Consider the following 18,197-nt stretch of genomic DNA (forward strand, 5'->3'; position numbering starts at 1 on the left):
AAGGTGTAAGAATGAACAATAAAAACCTGCAACAACGTCGTCTGGATGCCACCCCGCGTGGCGTGGGTGTGATGTGTGATTTTTATGCCCAGTCGGCAGAAAACAGCACGATTACCGACATCGAAGGCAATCAGTACATCGATTTTGCCGCCGGGATTGCCGTGCTGAACACCGGACACCGCCATCCTCGCCTGGTGCAGGCAGTCGAAGCGCAGCTTCAGGCTTTTACCCATACGGCTTATCAGATTGTCCCGTACGAAAGCTATGTGTCTTTGGCTGAGAAAATCAACGCCGTTGCGCCAATTGACGGCAAGCGTAAAACCACATTCTTCACTACCGGGGCTGAAGCGGTAGAAAACGCGGTGAAAATTGCGCGCGCGCATACCGGTCGTCCTGGCGTTATCGCCTTTGGCGGTGGTTTTCATGGGCGGACTTACATGACGATGGCGTTAACCGGCAAGGTGGCGCCCTATAAAAAAGGTTTCGGTCCGTTCCCTGGCTCTGTTTACCATGCGCCGTATCCTTCTGAATTGCAGGGCATTTCCACGGCGGATTCTCTAAAAGCGATTGAGCGCCTGTTTAAAGCCGATATCGATCCAACCCAGGTTGCGGCGATTATCTTCGAACCTGTCCAGGGCGAAGGGGGCTTCGTGGTGGCACCGCCAGAGTTTGTGGCTGCCATCCGCCGTATTTGCGACGAGCATGGCATCGTGATGATCGCCGATGAAGTACAAAGCGGGTTTGCCCGTACGGGCCAGCTGTTTGCGATGGATCACTACGCCGATAAAGCGGACCTGATGACGATGGCGAAAAGCCTTGCAGGCGGCATGCCGCTGTCAGGCGTCGTGGGCAAAGCCGAAATAATGGATGCGCCTGCGCCAGGTGGTCTGGGTGGGACCTACGCCGGAAACCCGCTGTCGATCGCGGCAGCCCATGCGGTGCTGGATATCATTCGTGATGAGCAGCTATGCCAGCGTGCGGCGGCTCTCGGCGAACAGCTGCGCGCCACTCTGACAGATGCACAAGCAGGGTGTCCTGAACTGGCCGAAGTGCGTGGATTAGGCTCTATGATCGCCGCTGAATTCTGTGATGCAGCGACAGGAGAACCCAACGCCGCCGCCGCGCAACGCGTACAGAAGAAAGCCCTTGAGCAAGGATTGCTGCTGCTGACCTGCGGTCAGTATGGCAACGTTATTCGTTTCCTTTACCCGCTGACAATTCCGCAGGATCAGTTCACCAAAGCGCTTGATATCATCAAAGCAGCAACCAAATAATTCGTTAGTTATCATTTGCCTAAAGCCGACGGTTGTCATTACCGTCGGCTTTTTTGTTGCAGTAAATTTATCAATCACACCTCGTTATATATTTACATATATATCGATTAGATCTATCCTATTCATCATACAAATATAATAACTGTACTCTTCAAGAGAAGGCGCTTGCGTTAGCAGCCTCCAGTCTTTCTATCTAACGAATTGAATTAACGAATGTTAAATAACAAAATTACCCCAGTGGCCTCTGGGTTGTTGACCTTTGCCTGTCTTTCCACCGCCGTAACGGCTCATGCTGAAGATACCGTTATCGTTTCGGCGCCCGCCACGTCACAATCCTCGTTATCGGAACATGAACCTCCTGCGAGCGAAAAAAAAGCAACGTTAGGTAGCCTCGGCGAGCGAGAGCTGATAGACGTTCCCTGGTCGGTGCAGACGCTGTCGAAAAAAGTGCTGGATCAACAACAAATCAAAGATGTGAAAGACGCCTATCGCTACCTACCGTCCGTTCAGGGGGACGGCGTCCGCCCACAAACCCGGGGTATGCAGGGGAGTGTGGTGCAAAACCATATGATTGATGGCCTGAACGCTGTCTCCACGACTGAATATTCGACCGAACAGTTCCAGAACATTGAAGTGTTGAGCGGCATCGCTGGGTCGCTGTATGGCCCCGCCAATCCAGCAGGGATGTTTAATCTGGTGTCTAAACGACCTGTCGATACGCCGTTACACCGCGTCACCGTGGGGCAAGGTACAGGGTCGGGTACGCTGACGTCGATGGATTTCAGCGGCCCAATCGATGCGGAAGACCGGGTGAAATATCGTCTCAACTTGCTGAATGATGAGGGCCATAGCTACACCACCGATAGCCATGTCCGTCGACAGTACGCTGGCTTGGGGCTGGACTTTCAACTGACAGATCAAACGGTGCTGGAGAGTAATTTCAGCTATTACCATTATTACGAAAAAGGTATGCCGGGGAGTTTTGCTCTGGCGAAAGGCGTTCACTTCCCCGCGGCATTTGATCCTACGGACAGTAAATATGGTCAGTCTTATGCGGGTCATGATGACGAAACAACCACCGTCGATATGCATATCAAGCATGATTTTGACGGTAACTGGATGCTGGATCTGGGGGCGCTGCACCAGGTTGCAGACCGAGAATCGACGGCAGTGACCAATACTCTGACGAATAATCAGGGAGATTACACCACTACAACCGCCAATTCGGCGGCCAGTCGCTTTACCATCAACAGCTATTTAGCGAACCTGACCGGTAGCGTTGACACCGGCTGGCTGACGCAGGACATTGCTACCGGAATGCGTGGATTTGTGTGGAAAAACTATAATCCACGAAACGGTGGCACTTTCACTCTGGGGCATTCTTCTCTCAATCAACATCCCGACTATCCACGACCACCGTATCCAGATTTTAATGATCGCTATCATTCGGCGACCACCACTCAGCATGCATTTTTGCTAAGCGATACGCTGCATTTTTCCCCGCAGTGGAGCTTGCTGCTTTCCGGCAGCGAGAACCTGTTTGCCGTCAGTAACTACAACAAAGCTGGGCATGAAAGCAGCCGCCAGAAAGACAATGGCATGAGCGGTTCCAGCAGCCTGATGTATAAACCGGTGGAGAACGTCACGCTGTATACCACCTGGGCGGACAGTTTGCAGCAGGGCGATACCGCACCCGCCGGGGCGCGCAATGCCGGGCAGGTGTTAGATCCCTACCGCAGTCGTCAGATCGAAGTGGGCGCAAAATATGCGCCTGTAAAAGATCTGTTGCTTACCGCTGCGCTGTTTGAAGCCAAACGTCCCTTTGCCTATACCAACGACAACGGCGATTTTGCTCAAGACGGTACGCAGAAAAACCGTGGGCTGGAGCTGATGGCTGATGGGCATATTACTCAAAATTTGCGCGTGTTAGGCGGTGGAGCCTGGCTTGACCCAACGCTACATAATACCGCGGCCAGCAATGCGGATGGTAAGCAAGTTGTTGGTTTGCCGCGCTTCACCTCGAATATTCTCGCAATCTACACTATCGAACGGGTTCCGGGACTGGATGTCGACACGAACGTGCATTACGTCGGACGTCGGGCTACCGATAATGCCAATGACAGCTGGGTCGGGAGTTACACCACGGTGGACGTCGGCGCGCGTTATGCCACCAGACTGTGGAACACGCCAACCACTTTCCGGTTTGATATCACCAATCTCACCGACCGTCACTATTGGACCAATATTGTTCCGGGCGCATTGACCGGTTACACGGGCGCAGGGGCTGCCAGCGCTCAACTTGGTGCACCGCGTCAGGCTCAGGTTTCTGTTCAGGTTGATTTTTAGGGGTTGCTCATGAAAACGTGCCACACATGGCTGCTTTGTGTGTGGCTGGCGTTTCCTGCCCTGGCAACGCGCCAGGTTGTGGATGATGCTGGTCACACAGTTACCGTTCCCACACATGTTGAACGTATTGCGGATGGCTGGTTTGCCCATCATTCGGTGCTGATGACGCTGGGCGCAGGTCGTAACATTGTTGCGACGGTCAACCATGAGGAAAACCAGCCATGGATGTTCAAAATCAACCCTTCCCTGAGGCAAGCCTTACAGATACGAGGAACATCATTTAATACTGAGGATTTGTTGGCTCGGCACGTCGATGTGGTGTTTGTGGCAAAAGGAAAAGGGGATGCTCAAAGCTACAGCCAGGCGGGTATCCCGGCCCTTGAAATGGCATTTACTGACTATGCTTCGATGGAAAAATCGGTCACTACAACGGCAGAAGTACTGGGTACCGAGCAGGCTCGCGTCAGGGCGACGGCTTACAATCAGTATCTCAACCGTGTACTCGCGGATGTGCAGGCTAAAACGACGGGGCTGACGGAAAATCAGCGCCCTCGGGTACTTCATATTCAATCGCTGAATCCGCTTAAAGTCGATGGCAGGAACACGTTGATCGATACCTGGATTACGCTGACGGGGGGACGGAATGCGGCAGGTGAAGTGGATGGCAACATGAAGGAGGTGTCGCCTGAAAGGGTACTTTACTGGCAACCGCAGGTCATTATTCTCGGTGCGGGGTGCGGTGATATCGCCAGTTCGCCATATGCGGCATTGTTCAAAGAACTTAACGCGGTTAAGCAGGGTAACGTCTGGCGCAATCCGGCGGGCGTGTTCCCCTGGGACCGTTACGGCACTGAAAGCGCGCTACAGCTGCAATGGGCCGCATCAAAACTGCATCCTGCGCTGTTTAACGGTCTGGATATGGTCGGCGTGACGCGCGATTTTTATCGCCAGTTCTTCGATTATTCGCTCACTCCAGCGCAGGCGATGCGAATTTTAAATGCGTTACCTCCACAGGAGTAACACTTGTGTGTAAAGACAGGCGTGATAAGGATCGCACGCCATTTTTACCGCTCTTAAATGTGGGGTTTGGTGCGTTGCATGATGATAATGGGTTGCCAGTCATCACGTTATATAATTTAATGCATATCGTTTTTACTCCTCTATTCAGATGGTATCCCATGTTAACTTTCCGCTCTTTTGTGCTGGTATGCGCCAGCATGTTGTTTGCGTTTTCTGCTCAGGCCGACCGTACGATCACCGATCAGCTTGGTCGACAGGTCACGATTCCTGACCATGTGGACAAAGTGGTCGTGCTGCAACACCAGACGTTGAATATTCTGGTCCAGCTCAATGCCCAGCAGGACATTGTTGGTGTGATGTCGAGCTGGAAAAAGCAGCTCGGGCCTGAATTTGCGCGCTTTATGCCGACAATTGCTACATTGCCGACTCCGGGCGATCTCACCAGCGTGAACATCGAAAGCCTGTTGGCGATTCATCCACAGGTGGTTTTTGTTGCCAACTATGCGCCCGCGGAGATGATCCAGCAGATTCAGAACGCCGGTATTCCGGTCGTGGCTATCTCATTGCGCAAAGATGCCGACGGGCAACAGAATAAAATGAACGCGACCATGGTCAATGAAGAGCAGGTCTACAACGAAGGGTTGAAGCAGGGTATTCGCCTGATTGCGGATGTCGTGGGGCGCAAACCGCAGGCTGAAACGTTAATCGACTACGTTTTTGCCGCGCGGGCAAAATTCAATGCGCCGGTGGCAAACATCCCGGATGCGCAAAAAGTCCGTATTTATATGGCTAACCCCGACCTGATGACTTACGGCTCCGGGAAGTACACAGGACTGATGATGCAGCACGCGGGGGGATTAAACGTGGCGGCTGCCAGTGTGAAAGGTGCCCGTCAGGTTGCGCTGGAGCAGGTATTAGCGTGGAACCCGCAGGTGATTTTTGTCCAGGATCGCTATCCGCAGGTGGTAACTCAGATCCTAAACGATCCGAACTGGCAGGGGATTGATGCGGTGAAAAATCATCGCGTCTGGTTGATGCCTGAATACGCCAAAGCCTGGGGCTATCCGATGCCGGAAGCGTTGGCGATTGGTGAACTGTGGATGGCTAAAAAACTGTATCCGGATGCCTATAAAGACGTGGACGTTGATGCGCAGGCGCAAGATTACTATCAGCGTTTTTATCGTGTGAACTGGCAGTCTGATGCAGCTAAGTAATTGTATTTTGCCCCAGCAACCGCTCTTAATTGTTGTGGTCCTGTTGCTGGGTGTCAGTTCGCTATGCCTCGGACAATATCCGCTGTCGCTAAGCGAGGTGTTTTACCACCTGACGCACTATAACGACGCTGAGGGAATAGCCAGCCAGGTGATCTGGACGGTCAGGCTACCGCGTATTCTGATGGCGCTGCTGGCGGGGGGTGCGCTGGGGTTATGCGGCGCGACGTTGCAAGGGGTATTTCATAATCCTCTGGTCGACCCGCATATTATCGGTGTGACGTCGGGGGCGGCCTTTGGTGGAACGCTGGCCATCCTGCTCGGTCTTTCGCCCTGGCTGATGATGGGGTCAACGTTTTTCTTTGGTCTGACGGCGTTAATCCTGGTGTATGCCATTGCTGCGTTACAGGGGCTTGAGAATACGCTGGTGTTGATCCTGTCGGGTATCATTTTGAGCGGCTTTTTTGCCGCGCTGGTGAGCCTGATCCAGTATCAGGCTGATACCGAAGAGACGTTACCTAATATCGTGTTCTGGTTGCTGGGCAGTTTCGCGACGGCCAACTGGCATAAAGTACTGCTGTTGGCGGTTCCGGTCGGTATTGCCGCGACAGTTTTGTACCAGCTACGCTGGCGGATAAACCTGTTATCGCTCAATGACAAAGATGCCAGAGCACTGGGTGTGGCGGTGGTTCCTCTGCGACGTAGCATTTTGGTGTGCTGCGCATTTTTGGTCGCTGCTCAGGTGGCGGTCAGCGGCAGTATTGCCTGGGTTGGATTAGTGATTCCGCATCTGGCGCGTTTGCTGGTGGGGGTTGATCATCGTCGTTTACTGCCGTGCGCCTTCTGGTTAGGGGGCGGATTTATGATTGTGGTGGATGATATTGCCCGCACCCTGATGCACGCGGAGATACCGCTGGGGATCATTACCGCATTATTCGGCGCGCCGTTGTTTGCTTTCTTACTCATTCGTACCAGCCGTCGGGAGAAATCATGATACCTGCCGCACTGCGTGTAAATCAGCTTACTTATGGGTATCGCGCACCGCTATTTGAACCGCTAACGTTCTGTTGCCAGAAAGGTGAGATCTGGGTTGTGCTGGGACGCAACGGCCTGGGTAAAAGTACACTGCTCGATACGTTAACCGGCACGCTGCCTGCTTTAGGCGGGAGTATTGAAAATAACGGTGGGATAGGGATTGTGGCGCAGCATAGCCATCCGCCGTTTCCGTACACGGTCAGCGACGTGGTGCTGATGGGGCGAGCACAGCACGTGAAGCTTTTTGCGCAACCCAGTCCGCAGGATCAAAAAAGAGCAATGCAGGCGTTAGAGCAGTTGAATATCGCGCATCTCGCCTCAAGCTCATTTGGCTCACTTTCTGGCGGCCAGCAACAGTTGGTGATGATTGCCCGGGCTCTGGTGACGGAGTGTCAAACGTTGTTACTTGATGAACCGTGCTCCGCGCTGGATCTCGCCAATCAGCAGGTGGTGCTCCAGCTCATCAGCGATCTGGCCCATCAACAGGGATGCAGCATTCTCTTTTCGACCCACGATCCGCTTCATGCGTTACAGGTTGCTTCCCATACTTTGCTGCTACTCCCTGAAGGAAAATGGCGGGCTGGGGTAACGGACAGCATTGTGACGGAGGAGAATTTATTCCTGGCTTATGGCTTAACGCTGAGAAGACTCAGCGTGGAGAACTACCAGACGCCGTTTATCGCACCGCTGTTTTCTATTCGTCGTTAAGCGGTAAGAATCCTGCGGAGGTCAGGAACGCCTGCCCGCCGCGGGAGAGAATGAATTCAACCAGCGCCATGACTTCTTTGGATGCCTCAAGCACCGCCAGTTGATATTCGCAGCGAATATTGTGCTCATCAGGAATAGCCACGTAATGTATGTCGGGCATCGCGCGCAGCGCGTGTGCGTAATGCGCGTAACCGATAAACAGATCGGCCAGCCCCTGGCGCAGGATCCAGGCGCTCGCCAGTTCTCCTTGCGGGATTTTTACCGTATCACGACCGCCAACTAACGGAATAGCGCGCGTCCGGAGTTGTTGCCCGAGTCCTGGTTCCAGTACATCCATATTGTCGAAAAATGCCCAGGTATAGTCTCCGGAAGGGTCGCAGCCGGGCGTTGATGTACCAGGTCGCAGCGTTGGGTCGCGGAGTAAATCCAGCCAGACACCAGTTCGGTTGCTGACCAGGCTCAGTTTGTTCCAGCAAAAGGTGTGCGTAGAGATGGCTTTATTGCGTGCTAACAGGTTTTGTGGATGTTCCCGGTTGGCCGAGGCGAAAAGCGCGCACGGTTCTCCCGCTTCAATACGCTCACGCAATAAACCGGCCGGGCCATATTCAACCTTGACGTCTATTCCGCTCTGGTGCGCGAACTGGCTTATCAGCGGGGTAAATGCCGGGCGTAAACTGCCCGCGGCGAACAGGAGGATGGAAGAGGGCATGGTATCCGGGCTCTGACGAAAGACATTATACGAAGAAGATGAATAATACGCGTTGAGCATGGAATTTAGAATGATTTAACGCATTGCTATTGAATCATCATGGGAAATGATAAAACAAGGATACAAACTGGAGATAAAAAGAGAATTTCGAAGGGAAATAGCACCAAATCAAAGAGATGATTTGGTGCGTCCGAGTGGACTCGAACCACCGACCCCCACCATGTCAAGGTGGTGCTCTAACCAACTGAGCTACGGACGCAAGATGGTGCGTTCAATTGGACTCGAACCAACGACCCCCACCATGTCAAGGTGGTGCTCTAACCAACTGAGCTATGAACGCAACGTTGTAGGTGACAACGGGGACGAATATTAGCGGCACAGACCGAATGAGGCAAGAGGGAAATAGCATTTTTCTTCCCGATCTCACGCGATTGCAGAGTAATTAAGCAGGTTGATTATATTTTGTTGATTTTGCAGCGCGTTTTTTATTCAGGCTGTGCGCTGGTGGCGTAATGGGGGCATCGGGACGGTGTCCTGTTGTTCAACAAACTTACCCGATCCGCATAACGGCTGCTCGTTTCATACCGCTTTCCCTGCTGTATGGAAAAGACCTTTTAGGAAAGTACGGTTTCTTTTCCCTCGATCGCAGTCCAGAAACGAGGACAAATCGGACAGAAAATGGTTCTGTCTGTCCATACTCACGATGATGGAGAACGATATCTGGCATGGTCTGTATCTCGAATTTGCCCGCTGAATGCGCGCAAAAGCCCAGTCAACTGGATCTGGACTTCTAGGGCGGAGTTTAATCAGACTGGAAGCGGTAGGACGGGACAGTCGTGGTTAAATGTTATCCGAGAAAATTGATGTAAAAAAAAGCCTGCACGGGCACGGACTCGAACAGGCACAAAGAAGAGATTTTGAACTTATTATAATGAGGCACAAAATAAGATAGTGATATCTTACTATCTATTCATTGCGGCCATTTGATTGAAAAACTTAAGCATAACCATAATTTATTCAATCTCACCGCTGAGCTGCATGCCATCCTTGTTGTTACCTGTATGCTCAAACTCCCACTCAACATCCCGCCCCTGGTACTGAGGCATCACTTCCCCCTTATCGACACTTGTAACAACCTTGTATGACTCATTTTTCCATAAACCCGTCTGAGGGCAGATTTGACCTGATGTTGACTTCGATGCGGGAGGTGTTGCCTTATCATTAAGGTAGTTAAGGCTGTCAACATAACCATAACCAACACGATTTACCGAAGAAATCATAATAACTCCATATAATTATCCACAACACATATATAAATGCGGTTATAAACTCTGTTAATTAACATTGTGAGGATAATTAGTTGATGCATGTCACAAAAAACTGTCCGTTCCAACCATTCAGTAATGAGTGAGCGCCTCTCGGTATGCGCGTTTTTCATCAGTAGTTTGGGGGTAAGCAGGAACTGCTCATTCTTAATCTTTCATGAGTCGTTCCCCGGTAGCTGGGCTCACGTAGATATCCGAATCAAAAGGGCGGGTATTCCATAACGTAGAGGTCGCAACAGCACTGGCAGAAGGTTGTGTTGCAATTCAAGATGTATGCCCAGCATATGTTCTGTACCCTGGGACGGAGCCTTGCGCATATTCATTCATTAGTTTCCCTGAACGGATTTTTAACAACGCACTTAGCTCTTACCCTCAAGTCTCACAATCAGCGAACGTAAAAAATCCCTAAATCGCTGAGCTGGAGCTGACAGTGGTTGTCCGGCGTTGGTGACCACGCCGACGTCCATGTAGGTGATACAGTCTTCGATCGTCCGACGAATGACGCGCTGACCGTTTAGCGACCAGGGGCGATAGACCAGGTCGGATAAGATGGTGATACCGTTGCCCTGGGCGACGAGGCTGCGCACGGCTTCAAAAGAGTTACTGCGAAAGTGGATGGAGGGCTGATAGCCAGCGTGCTGCCAGACATTGGTGATCACCGTGGGATATTGATCGGTTTCGAGCATCAAAAAGGGCAGCTTCACGATATCCCGCAGGCGGATAACAGACTGACTCAATAAAGCATGGCCTGGGGCGATCCACAGCTGGCGCAGCGAGCGAATAATGGTTTCGACCTCCAGGTCGCTGTCGCGCTGAATGTTTGATGTGAGAAGTAGACAAAAATCGACCTGCTGCTGGCGCAGAGCAGCCAGCAGGTCAGGAGCCGTGGCCTCGAAATAGTCAATTTCCAGTAAGGGGAAACGGTTTTCAATGTCGCTCAGCATCTCCGGTAGCAGGTAAGCCGAAAGCGTCTGAGCTATCCCTATCCGCACCTTTCCGGTAGTCGTTTCCGGTTGGCGATGCAAATCCTCCAGGGCGATGTGGCTGTTGCTGATAATCGTACGGGCATGCGTCAGAAAGCGTTCCCCGGCCAAAGTGAGCCGAATGCCTTTTGGCTGACGCAGGAAGAGCTGTGCATCAAGTGCCTCTTCCAGATTCCGTAACGCGACAGTCATGGAAGACTGCGAAACGTGACAACGGCTGGCAGCTTTAGAAACTTGCAATGTTTCTGCTAATGCTATGTAAAATTCAAGTTGCCTGAGGGTAAATTTCATAGTTTAAAACGATGCCATTTGAGCAAAACTTTATATTAGCATCTCCATTTTCTTCGCGGTAATGTTCCAGGGAACAAAAATGTATTATTAAAGGGTATAGCTATGCCTTATTTATTACTCACTCTCGCCGCGTGCTTTTGGGGTGGGAATTATGTGGTAGGACATCTATTGGTCAGTCTTGTTGACCCTGTTCTATTATCCTCTGCTCGCTGGATCTTCACTGCCATGTTGCTGGTAGCGCTTTACTACAGGCAGATTCGCGGGCAATGGAATGTTATGCAGAGTTCTTCTCACATAATCATCTTCCTGGCTTTGTTTGGTCAGGTATTATTTCCACTGACTCTGTACATTGGTCTGCAATATACTTCCTCACTTAATGCTGCCATTTATTTGTCTACGACACCGGCATTGGTTTTATTGATCAATAAAACTATTTTCAAAGAAAAAATAACAATTCAGAATATCGCTGGAGTTATTATCAGCTCTTTTGGTGTGGTCTGTCTGGTGATGCAGGGGGATTTATGGCACCTGGATACCCTAAAACACCTCAATCGTGGCGATCTGTGGACGATGGGATCAGCAGCAAGTTGGGCGGTATATTGCGCATTTCTACGTCTTAAACCTCGTGAAGTGGGGGGAAATGCGTTTGTGGCCGTTAGCGCGACGATAGGTGCCATAATGCTTCTTCCAATATTGATTTTCTCTATGGCAAAAAATGGTATTCCGCCGCTTGCGGAATTTAGTCACCGCGGTTTGGTTATTGGTCTGCTGTACCTGATCATTTTTCCGTCGTGGCTCTCGTATTTGTTGTGGAATAAAGGCATTCAGGCGATTGGCGCGACGCGTGGAGAAGTGTTTTCCCATTTCATCCCGCTGAGTGGTGGTTTATTCAGCGTGATGTTTCTCAGTGAACCATTACATTTATATCATCTGGTCAGCGCGCTACTGATTGTCTGTGGTATTGCACTCTGCTCAGGCAAATCAGCGAAACGAGCATTCAACGCTATCGAGCCATAAATAAAACACACTGTGACAAACGTCACTTCCGCTTCTGGCATGGGACGGACAGTTTTGGAGACATCAGTTGAACTCACAGCGAGGAACGGACGTTGACGACTGTTATCACCGCACGGGGAAATGACTAACATTGTCATATATTATGAACGGTGGGCAGATAATAGCCTCTTGATTGGTCGATTATTAAATGCAAACGGAGCATAGTAAGCAATTCAGTACAGGATTATGCTGCCCAATCCATCGACACAAAAGAACTGTGAGGCCACAAATATGACTCCTACTTTACAAGGATCTCTTGTAACGCTCCGTCCTCTGCTTAAGACTGATGCTCAACTATTGATTGATGCGGCTCAAGATGGGGAGCTTTGGTCCTTGCCATTTACGGTGGTTCCGTCTGCTGACACCGCTGATTCGTATATTCAGAAAGCCTTGAAGGGGCAGGCCGAAGGCACTGTCATGCCGTTTGCTGTAACGCTCTCATCCGACCAACGTGTCATTGGGTCAACGCGTTTCTGGAAGATTGATCGCGAAAACCGAAAACTCGAAATTGGTCATACCTGGTATTCACAAAGCTGGCAAAAAACAGCTGCAAATACCGAGAGTAAACTGTTACTGCTGCGATACGCCTTTGAGCAACTTAAGTGTGTTCGCGTTCAGTTTACGACTGATGTATTGAATGAGCGTTCCCAGGCTGCCATTCTCCGTATTGGCGCGGTCCAGGAAGGCATCATCAGAAATGAACGAATTATGCCTGATGGTCGAAAACGTACTTCCATACGATACAGCATAATTGATGATGAGTGGTCGCAGGTTCGGACCAACCTTGAGCGCCGCCTCTCCGGTTACAGGCAAGAGAAATGAATCGACGTTTTTGAACGCCTGATCTCAAAAGGAATGTCATTATCGCTCTTTTTCTGGCGGGAAGAGATTGATCTGCGTCCTTCCAGGTGATGCAGGGCGGACGTTACTAACTTCCGCTACTGGCACTGAGCTACCGTCGATAAGGTTTAAAGCGCAGCTTTCAGTGAGGAGCTAACATATTGTTCCTATAAAAATGTCATAGCATATCTTAATTTATCGAGGCGCTATATTTCCCCGGTGAAGAGCCGGTCTTGCGTTTAAACATATTCCCGAAAGATTCCGCTGAGGAATAGCCCAAATGGTGAGCTATTTTCGCTACAGAACTCCCTTCTTCCAGTAATGAGATTGCGCTTATGACATGCATTTGTTGGATCCAGTGTCGAAATGTCAGGCCAGTTTCTTTCACAAAGAGACGCATAAGCGTGCGATTACTGACGCTGAGTTTATCGGCCAGATTATCCAGCGTGGGCAGATATCCTGGATGACTCATTAACTCTTCGCAAAGCGACTGGAGCCGTACATCCCGTGGCCAGGGAAGTTCCAGCGATACTTTTCCCCCTGATTTTATTTCCTGCAATATTAATGTCTCCAGGGCAGCAAAACGCTTCTGCTGTTCACTGTCAGCATTGTATTTTTGCTGATGCGTAAGCTGATTTATTGCAATCAGTAACTCTCTTAACAGCGGTGATATCCCGGTCGTAAAACACGTATTTCCTACTATTTTGCTCTGCGCCTCGTTGATCAGTACGGTTTTCAGCAAAACGTTACCTGTTGCTACAAATTTATGCGGCATCTGCGGCGGCAGCCATAATGCACAACTGGCGTGGACCATCCAGACGCTGTCTCCCGCCCATACCCTCACGACGCCTTCCGCAGGATAGAGCAGTTGGGCATAAATGTGCTTATGCCACGGCACTATCCCTCCGTTCAAATGTTCAGAATCCAGCCCGATGATGTGGTGCCCCGGCAGAGCTTCTGGTTGTAGCGTAATTGTCATTTTGGATGTGTTTATTGGCATTAATTATCAAAAAAGACATGTTAATTTTTCTGTATCGGTTGTGCAACCTCATCAGGGTGCACGGTGTGAAGACAATCTGAGTGGCAGCAATTAATGATGATTTTTTTTAAAAGACACCTTATCAGCACAGTGGGAATAATTTGCCTGATGGCTGGTGTTATTTTTTACGGATGGTGGTTAATGAATGGGCGCTTTATACAATCAACGGATGATGCTTATATCGGGGCGAATATCACCGTCGTGGCCAGTAAAGTATCTGGTTATATATCCCGGATTGAGGTTCGTGATAATCAACTCGTTAAAGCAGGCGATATTATCCTTAGCCTGGATGACCGTGATTATCGCGCTGCTGTTGCTCAATCCAAGGCAAAAGTATCAAGAAGCAAAGCCTGCCTCGACAGTATTCGTGCCAGTATCACGATGCAGCAATCGGTTATAGCGAGTGCCGCTGAAACCTGGCAGGCGGCAAAACTCGATGTTCAAAAGAGTTTGAAAGACAGCCAGCGTTACGAACTGTTGGCAAAGTCGGCGGCCATTTCTCAACAAATCAAAGATAACGCCCGGCTTGATTATCAACGGATGATAGCCAGAGAACGCAAAGCAGCGAATGATTACCAGACTGAGCAGCAGCGCCTGACAATGTTATCTGCTCAACTGGAAGTCGCAAGAGCGGGTCTTAAGGAGGCGAAGTCGGCACTGGATCGGGCGTTGCTCGATCTGGAATACACGGTTGTTCGGGCCCCTATAACAGGTACTGTTGCAAACCGTCGTGCTCGTGTTGGTAGCTGGGTGGCGGGAGGAACGCAATTAGCCTCCGTTGTCCCGAGCAGCGGTCTGTGGATCGATGCGAATTTTAAGGAAAGCCAGATTGCCGGGATGAAACCCGGGATGAAAGCGGAGATACGGGCAGATGCTCTACACGGCAACGTTTTTCACGGATACGTCGAAAGCCTGGCGCCAGCAACTGGAGCCACCTTTAGCCTGATCCCTGTAGAAAATGCTACCGGCAATTTTACTAAAATAGTGCAACGCGTTCCGGTGCGGATTGCCATTGATAAAACAGATGAACTGGCGCGGATTCTTCGCCCCGGGCTTTCAGTGACCGTTAGCGTCAACGAACGACACTGATGGGGGCAGCTATGCGAAAACATATTGCCTTTGCCAGTATGTGTATTGGACTGTTTATTGCCCAGCTTGATATTCAGATTGTCTCGGCCTCCCTTAATGAAATCGGCGGCGGACTCTCAGCAGGTAAAGATGAGATGGCATGGGTTCAGACCAGCTATCTGATTGCAGAAATCATTATTATTCCTCTCTCGGGATGGCTCTCGCGGGTGTTCTCCACCCGTTGGCTTTTTACGCTCTCTGCCGGGGCCTTTACCGTAATGAGCGTGGCCTGCGGTCTGGCATGGAATATTCAGAGCATGATTGTGTTCCGCGCTTTGCAGGGAGCTGCGGGAGCATCGATGATCCCGTTGGTCTTTACCACTGCCTTTATTTATTACCAGGGAAAGGAGTTGGGGTTAGCTGCCGCCGTAGTCAGTGCGTTGGCATCGCTATCCCCAATGCTTGGGCCAACCCTTGGAGGATGGATTACCGATAACCTTGAATGGCGCTGGCTTTTTTATATCAATATAGTACCTGGTCTTTATCTGTTGATGAGCATACCTTTCCTGGTCGATGTTGATAAACCCAACCTGGCACTCCTTAAAGGTGCTGATTATCCTGGCATTGCACTACTCGCGCTTACACTGGGATGTCTGGAATACTCTCTGGAGGAAGGGGCCCGGTGGGGATGGTTTGACGACAGTACGATTATGTTGACATCGAGTCTGACACTGGTGAGCGCGCTTTTATTTACGCTACGCACTCTCACTATATCGAATCCCATTATGGATCTTTATGCGTTCAGGGATAAAAACTTCTCGCTAGGTTGTTTTTTCTCTTTTGCCGGAGGTGTTGGGATATTCTCAACCGTTTACCTGACGCCGGTATTTCTGGGGCAGGTCAGAGGGTTTAGCTCGATGGACATTGGCGTGGCTGTTTGCACGACCGGTATATTTCAAATCCTGTCAGTGCCTCTTTATTTATATTTGAGTAAAAAAATAAACCTGCAATGGTTATTGATGGTTGGGCTGGGTGGATTTGCATTTTCTATGTTTCTTTTCACCCCAATAACCCATCAATGGGGATGGCAAGAATTACTGCTACCGCAGGCTATCAGAGGCGTTTCGCAGCAATTTGCGATGGCACCCATCGTGACATTAACCCTGGGCGGTATACCGAAAGAACGGCTGAAACTGGCATCGGGGGTCTTTAATCTGACGCGCAATTTGGGAGGCGCTATCGGAATTGCTCTGTGCGGGACTATTCTAAATAACCGGACTAATTTTCATTTCCAAAGGATTGGGGAAAAAGTGGCGTCCGTGCCACAAACTGTCAATGAGTTCATTACCAGTTACAACGCTATTTTCATTCAGGGAGGAAGTGACGGTACCACTGGACTACTGGCAGCAACAAAATTACTGAGTCACATGATGATGTTGCAAGCTCAAACAATGGCATTTTCTGATGCTTTTTTGCTGATTAGTATTCTCTTGTTTATGGCTTTCGTGCTGGTTCCTGCAATGGACAGAAAACAGTAATGAAAATTTGATGCATCGCGGAACTGGCATAGCGGGCAAGACCTGCCTTAGCCGGAGTTTTTGTATACCGAAGGGTTGCCATGAAGGCAATTTGCCGGTCAGATTGCAGAAGGACCGGCTGACTGTCGGTTCTCAGTGTCGGTTACTTCAGACTCAGCGTGGTTATCACACGGGCAATGTCCGTGATATCGCCTGCTGATAACGGTTGCAGAGGACGAGGCAGGCAGTCCGTATCGGTAAGTCCCAGCACGCCAGCGGCAGCGGCAATCACGCGAATGCTTCCGCCATGTTTACGAAACTGCGCCCACAATGGTTCCAGTCGGGTTGTTAGTGCTGTGACGCGAGCATGATCCTGCGCTGCTGCAGCCTCTGTGATCTGTTTTGCTGTTTCCGGGAACAAACCGCCGCACACGGAGTACCAGACCTCACAGCCTGCATTTAATCCCAGCCCGGCAGAGGCATCGCCACTAATACCGATGGTTACGTCAGGGCGCAGGTGCTGACGTAACGCCGCAACCCGTTCCGTCGCTGCCACCGGACTATCCGGGACACCGGGGATCTTAATCGAGCGAACACCTTCAAGTGATGAGATACGCCCGTGCAGTTCATCCGTAAAGGTAAAATGCGTGGTGCCCGGATTATCATAAATACACACCGGTATAGACACCTGCTGGGTAACTGTCTCGAATAGTGCGAAGACTTCTTCATCACGGAGTGACTGGTAGCTGACCGCCGGGAGCAGAAGGGCATCTGCGCCGGCTGCTTGAGCATCATCTGCCAGATGCAGAATGGCATCGGTACTGACCGCCCCTACACACACCATTACAGGGATGTCCCCGGCATGCTGTTTTGCCAACATTGCTACGCGCTTGCGCTGCTCTCGAGTCAGATACGCATAGCTTCCGGTTGACCCCAGAATACCAAGAGAATCAACATGGGCTGCCGTAAGGCGGGTCAGAATCTTACTGAACCCCGGTTCGTCGATGCTGCTGGCGGTAATCGGGGTTAACGGAAAAGCAGACAAGCCGGTGAACATTGTGTTTTTCCTGAATGAGATTAATGGCATTGCTCTTCGATGAGAGTCACATCTAACCACAGACCGGGCATCATTTTTTCAAGACCGTCAGTCAGCGTCTTTCCGGCTTCATAAAGCTTCTCAAGGGGCATTTGCGGCAGACTCTCCAGGATGAACCACATCTGCTGAGCCTCAACGCCTAAGCGGGTTCTGATCCCCTGTCGCCAGTTCCAGCGGCGGCAAGTTACTCCGTGGTCATCACACCAGATAACTTCACCTTGTGAAGGATATTCAACTGCAGAAGCACCTTCTTTTATAGTATCAAAAGGTTCTGTTCCTTTTGCCACAATAAGACGTGGTGAACCCTGATAGGTAGCGATGTTCTCTCCACCAACCGGAATGGCGAAGCGGAGGCTAACGGCGTTATAAAGATCAACGATGGGATCGAGCGCTGGCATTACACCGTCGCGTAATACACGCTTACGTAACGCATCAGCTGAACAAGGAGTGCGTTTGGGTTTTGCGCCAAACCTCTGGAAAATTTCAGCCCATGCGGCCAGATGAGACTCCGCCCATTCAGGTTTACCGACCATTACTGCTTCACATGCTTCTCGCAGTGCCGTTTCTCCAATACCGGGGTTCAGCACCGGCGCGGCTTTTACATAGATACTTAGCGCCCGAAAACCGGGTGCAATACGATAAATTTCAGGGGCAATTGACGGAGATACTGTTAGCACGT

Annotated in this window: 16 protein-coding genes and 2 tRNA genes; 10 read left to right on the plus strand and 8 right to left on the minus strand. The window is 50.6% G+C overall.

The genetic code is table 11. From position 1 onward, the window contains the following. Positions 1-11: 11 nt before the first annotated feature. The 6 genes from puuE (at position 12) to BZK41_RS07780 (ending at position 7,594) form a co-directional block, all read left to right on the plus strand. Positions 12-1,274 (plus strand): 4-aminobutyrate transaminase, encoded by a 1,263-nt coding sequence (puuE, locus tag BZK41_RS07755; RefSeq protein ID WP_079937767.1) that lies wholly within the window; start codon positions 12-14, stop codon positions 1,272-1,274. A gap of 213 nt (positions 1,275-1,487) precedes the next feature. Further along, on the plus strand, positions 1,488-3,620 hold the full coding sequence (locus tag BZK41_RS07760; RefSeq protein ID WP_079937768.1) for a TonB-dependent siderophore receptor: 2,133 nt from the start codon (positions 1,488-1,490) through the stop codon (positions 3,618-3,620). A 9-nt stretch (positions 3,621-3,629) separates the two neighbouring features. Then, positions 3,630-4,640, plus strand: coding sequence for an ABC transporter substrate-binding protein (locus BZK41_RS07765; protein WP_079937769.1), 1,011 nt, complete (start codon positions 3,630-3,632; stop codon positions 4,638-4,640). 158 nt (positions 4,641-4,798) lie between these two features. After that, positions 4,799-5,854 (plus strand): ABC transporter substrate-binding protein, encoded by a 1,056-nt coding sequence (locus BZK41_RS07770; protein WP_079937770.1) that lies wholly within the window; start codon positions 4,799-4,801, stop codon positions 5,852-5,854. Beyond that, positions 5,841-6,845: an iron ABC transporter permease gene (locus tag BZK41_RS07775; protein WP_079937771.1), complete on the plus strand. Its 1,005-nt coding sequence runs from the start codon at positions 5,841-5,843 to the stop codon at positions 6,843-6,845. Before BZK41_RS07770 ends, BZK41_RS07775 begins: the two co-directional genes overlap by 14 nt. Then, entirely contained in the window at positions 6,842-7,594 is a 753-nt protein-coding gene (locus tag BZK41_RS07780) for an ABC transporter ATP-binding protein (protein WP_079937772.1), read from the plus strand. Before BZK41_RS07775 ends, BZK41_RS07780 begins: the two co-directional genes overlap by 4 nt. Here the strand turns inward: BZK41_RS07780 and BZK41_RS07785 are convergent. The 5 genes from BZK41_RS07785 to BZK41_RS07805 form a co-directional block, all read right to left on the minus strand. Next, complete coding sequence (locus BZK41_RS07785; protein WP_079937773.1) at positions 7,581-8,303, minus strand: substrate-binding domain-containing protein; 723 nt, start codon at positions 8,301-8,303, stop codon at positions 7,581-7,583. The two genes, BZK41_RS07780 and BZK41_RS07785, sit on opposite strands and share 14 nt — an antisense overlap. Before the next feature lie 182 nt (positions 8,304-8,485). Beyond that, positions 8,486-8,562, minus strand: a tRNA-Val gene (locus BZK41_RS07790). 4 nt (positions 8,563-8,566) lie between these two features. Continuing rightward, a tRNA-Val gene (locus tag BZK41_RS07795) sits at positions 8,567-8,643 on the minus strand. Between the two features lie 673 nt (positions 8,644-9,316). Continuing rightward, positions 9,317-9,583, minus strand: a complete 267-nt coding sequence (locus BZK41_RS07800) for a hypothetical protein (protein ID WP_079937774.1) — start codon at positions 9,581-9,583, stop codon at positions 9,317-9,319. A 404-nt stretch (positions 9,584-9,987) separates the two neighbouring features. After that, the gene (locus tag BZK41_RS07805) at positions 9,988-10,902 is read right to left on the minus strand and encodes a LysR family transcriptional regulator (protein ID WP_079937775.1); all 915 of its coding nucleotides are present in this window, start codon (positions 10,900-10,902) and stop codon (positions 9,988-9,990) included. Positions 10,903-11,004: 102 nt separating this feature from the next. On the opposite strand from BZK41_RS07805, the gene BZK41_RS07810 reads away from it, so the two are divergent. Together BZK41_RS07810 and BZK41_RS07815 are read left to right on the plus strand one after the other, a co-directional pair. Beyond that, a complete protein-coding gene (locus BZK41_RS07810; protein WP_079937776.1) occupies positions 11,005-11,919 on the plus strand; it encodes a DMT family transporter in 915 nt (304 codons plus the stop codon). 270 nt (positions 11,920-12,189) lie between these two features. Then, positions 12,190-12,780 carry a GNAT family protein gene (locus BZK41_RS07815; protein ID WP_079937910.1) on the plus strand — a complete coding sequence of 197 codons (591 nt, stop codon included), beginning with the start codon at positions 12,190-12,192 and terminating at the stop codon, positions 12,778-12,780. Between the two features lie 208 nt (positions 12,781-12,988). On the opposite strand, the gene BZK41_RS07820 is transcribed toward BZK41_RS07815, so the two are convergent. After that, on the minus strand, positions 12,989-13,777 hold the full coding sequence (locus BZK41_RS07820) for a helix-turn-helix transcriptional regulator (RefSeq protein ID WP_079937911.1): 789 nt from the start codon (positions 13,775-13,777) through the stop codon (positions 12,989-12,991). Between the two features lie 117 nt (positions 13,778-13,894). Here BZK41_RS07820 and BZK41_RS07825 point away from each other — a divergent pair, with 117 nt between their 5' ends. Together BZK41_RS07825 and BZK41_RS07830 are read left to right on the plus strand one after the other, a co-directional pair. Further along, a complete protein-coding gene (locus BZK41_RS07825) occupies positions 13,895-14,926 on the plus strand; it encodes an HlyD family secretion protein (protein WP_079937777.1) in 1,032 nt (343 codons plus the stop codon). Next, positions 14,926-16,443 carry a DHA2 family efflux MFS transporter permease subunit gene (locus BZK41_RS07830; RefSeq protein ID WP_172313122.1) on the plus strand — a complete coding sequence of 506 codons (1,518 nt, stop codon included), beginning with the start codon at positions 14,926-14,928 and terminating at the stop codon, positions 16,441-16,443. The genes BZK41_RS07825 and BZK41_RS07830 overlap by 1 nt, the downstream gene beginning before the upstream one ends. Positions 16,444-16,585: 142 nt before the next feature. Here BZK41_RS07830 and BZK41_RS07835 read toward each other — a convergent pair whose 3' ends face one another. Continuing rightward, the gene (locus BZK41_RS07835) at positions 16,586-17,479 is read right to left on the minus strand and encodes a dihydrodipicolinate synthase family protein (protein WP_079937779.1); all 894 of its coding nucleotides are present in this window, start codon (positions 17,477-17,479) and stop codon (positions 16,586-16,588) included. Between the two features lie 20 nt (positions 17,480-17,499). Next, positions 17,500-18,195, minus strand: a complete 696-nt coding sequence (locus tag BZK41_RS07840) for a B3/4 domain-containing protein (protein WP_079937780.1) — start codon at positions 18,193-18,195, stop codon at positions 17,500-17,502. Positions 18,196-18,197: the final 2 nt, after the last annotated feature.

The sequence above is a fragment of the Citrobacter sp. A316 genome, from assembly GCF_002042945.1.
Classification (GTDB): domain Bacteria; phylum Pseudomonadota; class Gammaproteobacteria; order Enterobacterales; family Enterobacteriaceae; genus Citrobacter; species Citrobacter portucalensis.

Coding starts and splice junctions, on each gene's coding strand:
- BZK41_RS07830 (WP_172313122.1), top strand. CDS start 14,926: ATGGGGGCAGCTATGCGAAAACATATTGCCTTTGCCAGTATGTGTATT.
- BZK41_RS07805 (WP_079937775.1), bottom strand. CDS start 10,902: ATGAAATTTACCCTCAGGCAACTTGAATTTTACATAGCATTAGCAGAA.
- BZK41_RS07770 (WP_079937770.1), top strand. CDS start 4,799: ATGTTAACTTTCCGCTCTTTTGTGCTGGTATGCGCCAGCATGTTGTTT.
- BZK41_RS07785 (WP_079937773.1), bottom strand. CDS start 8,303: ATGCCCTCTTCCATCCTCCTGTTCGCCGCGGGCAGTTTACGCCCGGCA.
- BZK41_RS07810 (WP_079937776.1), top strand. CDS start 11,005: ATGCCTTATTTATTACTCACTCTCGCCGCGTGCTTTTGGGGTGGGAAT.
- BZK41_RS07765 (WP_079937769.1), top strand. CDS start 3,630: ATGAAAACGTGCCACACATGGCTGCTTTGTGTGTGGCTGGCGTTTCCT.
- BZK41_RS07775 (WP_079937771.1), top strand. CDS start 5,841: ATGCAGCTAAGTAATTGTATTTTGCCCCAGCAACCGCTCTTAATTGTT.
- BZK41_RS07820 (WP_079937911.1), bottom strand. CDS start 13,777: ATGACAATTACGCTACAACCAGAAGCTCTGCCGGGGCACCACATCATC.
- BZK41_RS07835 (WP_079937779.1), bottom strand. CDS start 17,479: ATGTTCACCGGCTTGTCTGCTTTTCCGTTAACCCCGATTACCGCCAGC.
- puuE (WP_079937767.1), top strand. CDS start 12: ATGAACAATAAAAACCTGCAACAACGTCGTCTGGATGCCACCCCGCGT.
- BZK41_RS07825 (WP_079937777.1), top strand. CDS start 13,895: ATGATTTTTTTTAAAAGACACCTTATCAGCACAGTGGGAATAATTTGC.
- BZK41_RS07780 (WP_079937772.1), top strand. CDS start 6,842: ATGATACCTGCCGCACTGCGTGTAAATCAGCTTACTTATGGGTATCGC.
- BZK41_RS07760 (WP_079937768.1), top strand. CDS start 1,488: ATGTTAAATAACAAAATTACCCCAGTGGCCTCTGGGTTGTTGACCTTT.
- BZK41_RS07815 (WP_079937910.1), top strand. CDS start 12,190: ATGACTCCTACTTTACAAGGATCTCTTGTAACGCTCCGTCCTCTGCTT.
- BZK41_RS07800 (WP_079937774.1), bottom strand. CDS start 9,583: ATGATTTCTTCGGTAAATCGTGTTGGTTATGGTTATGTTGACAGCCTT.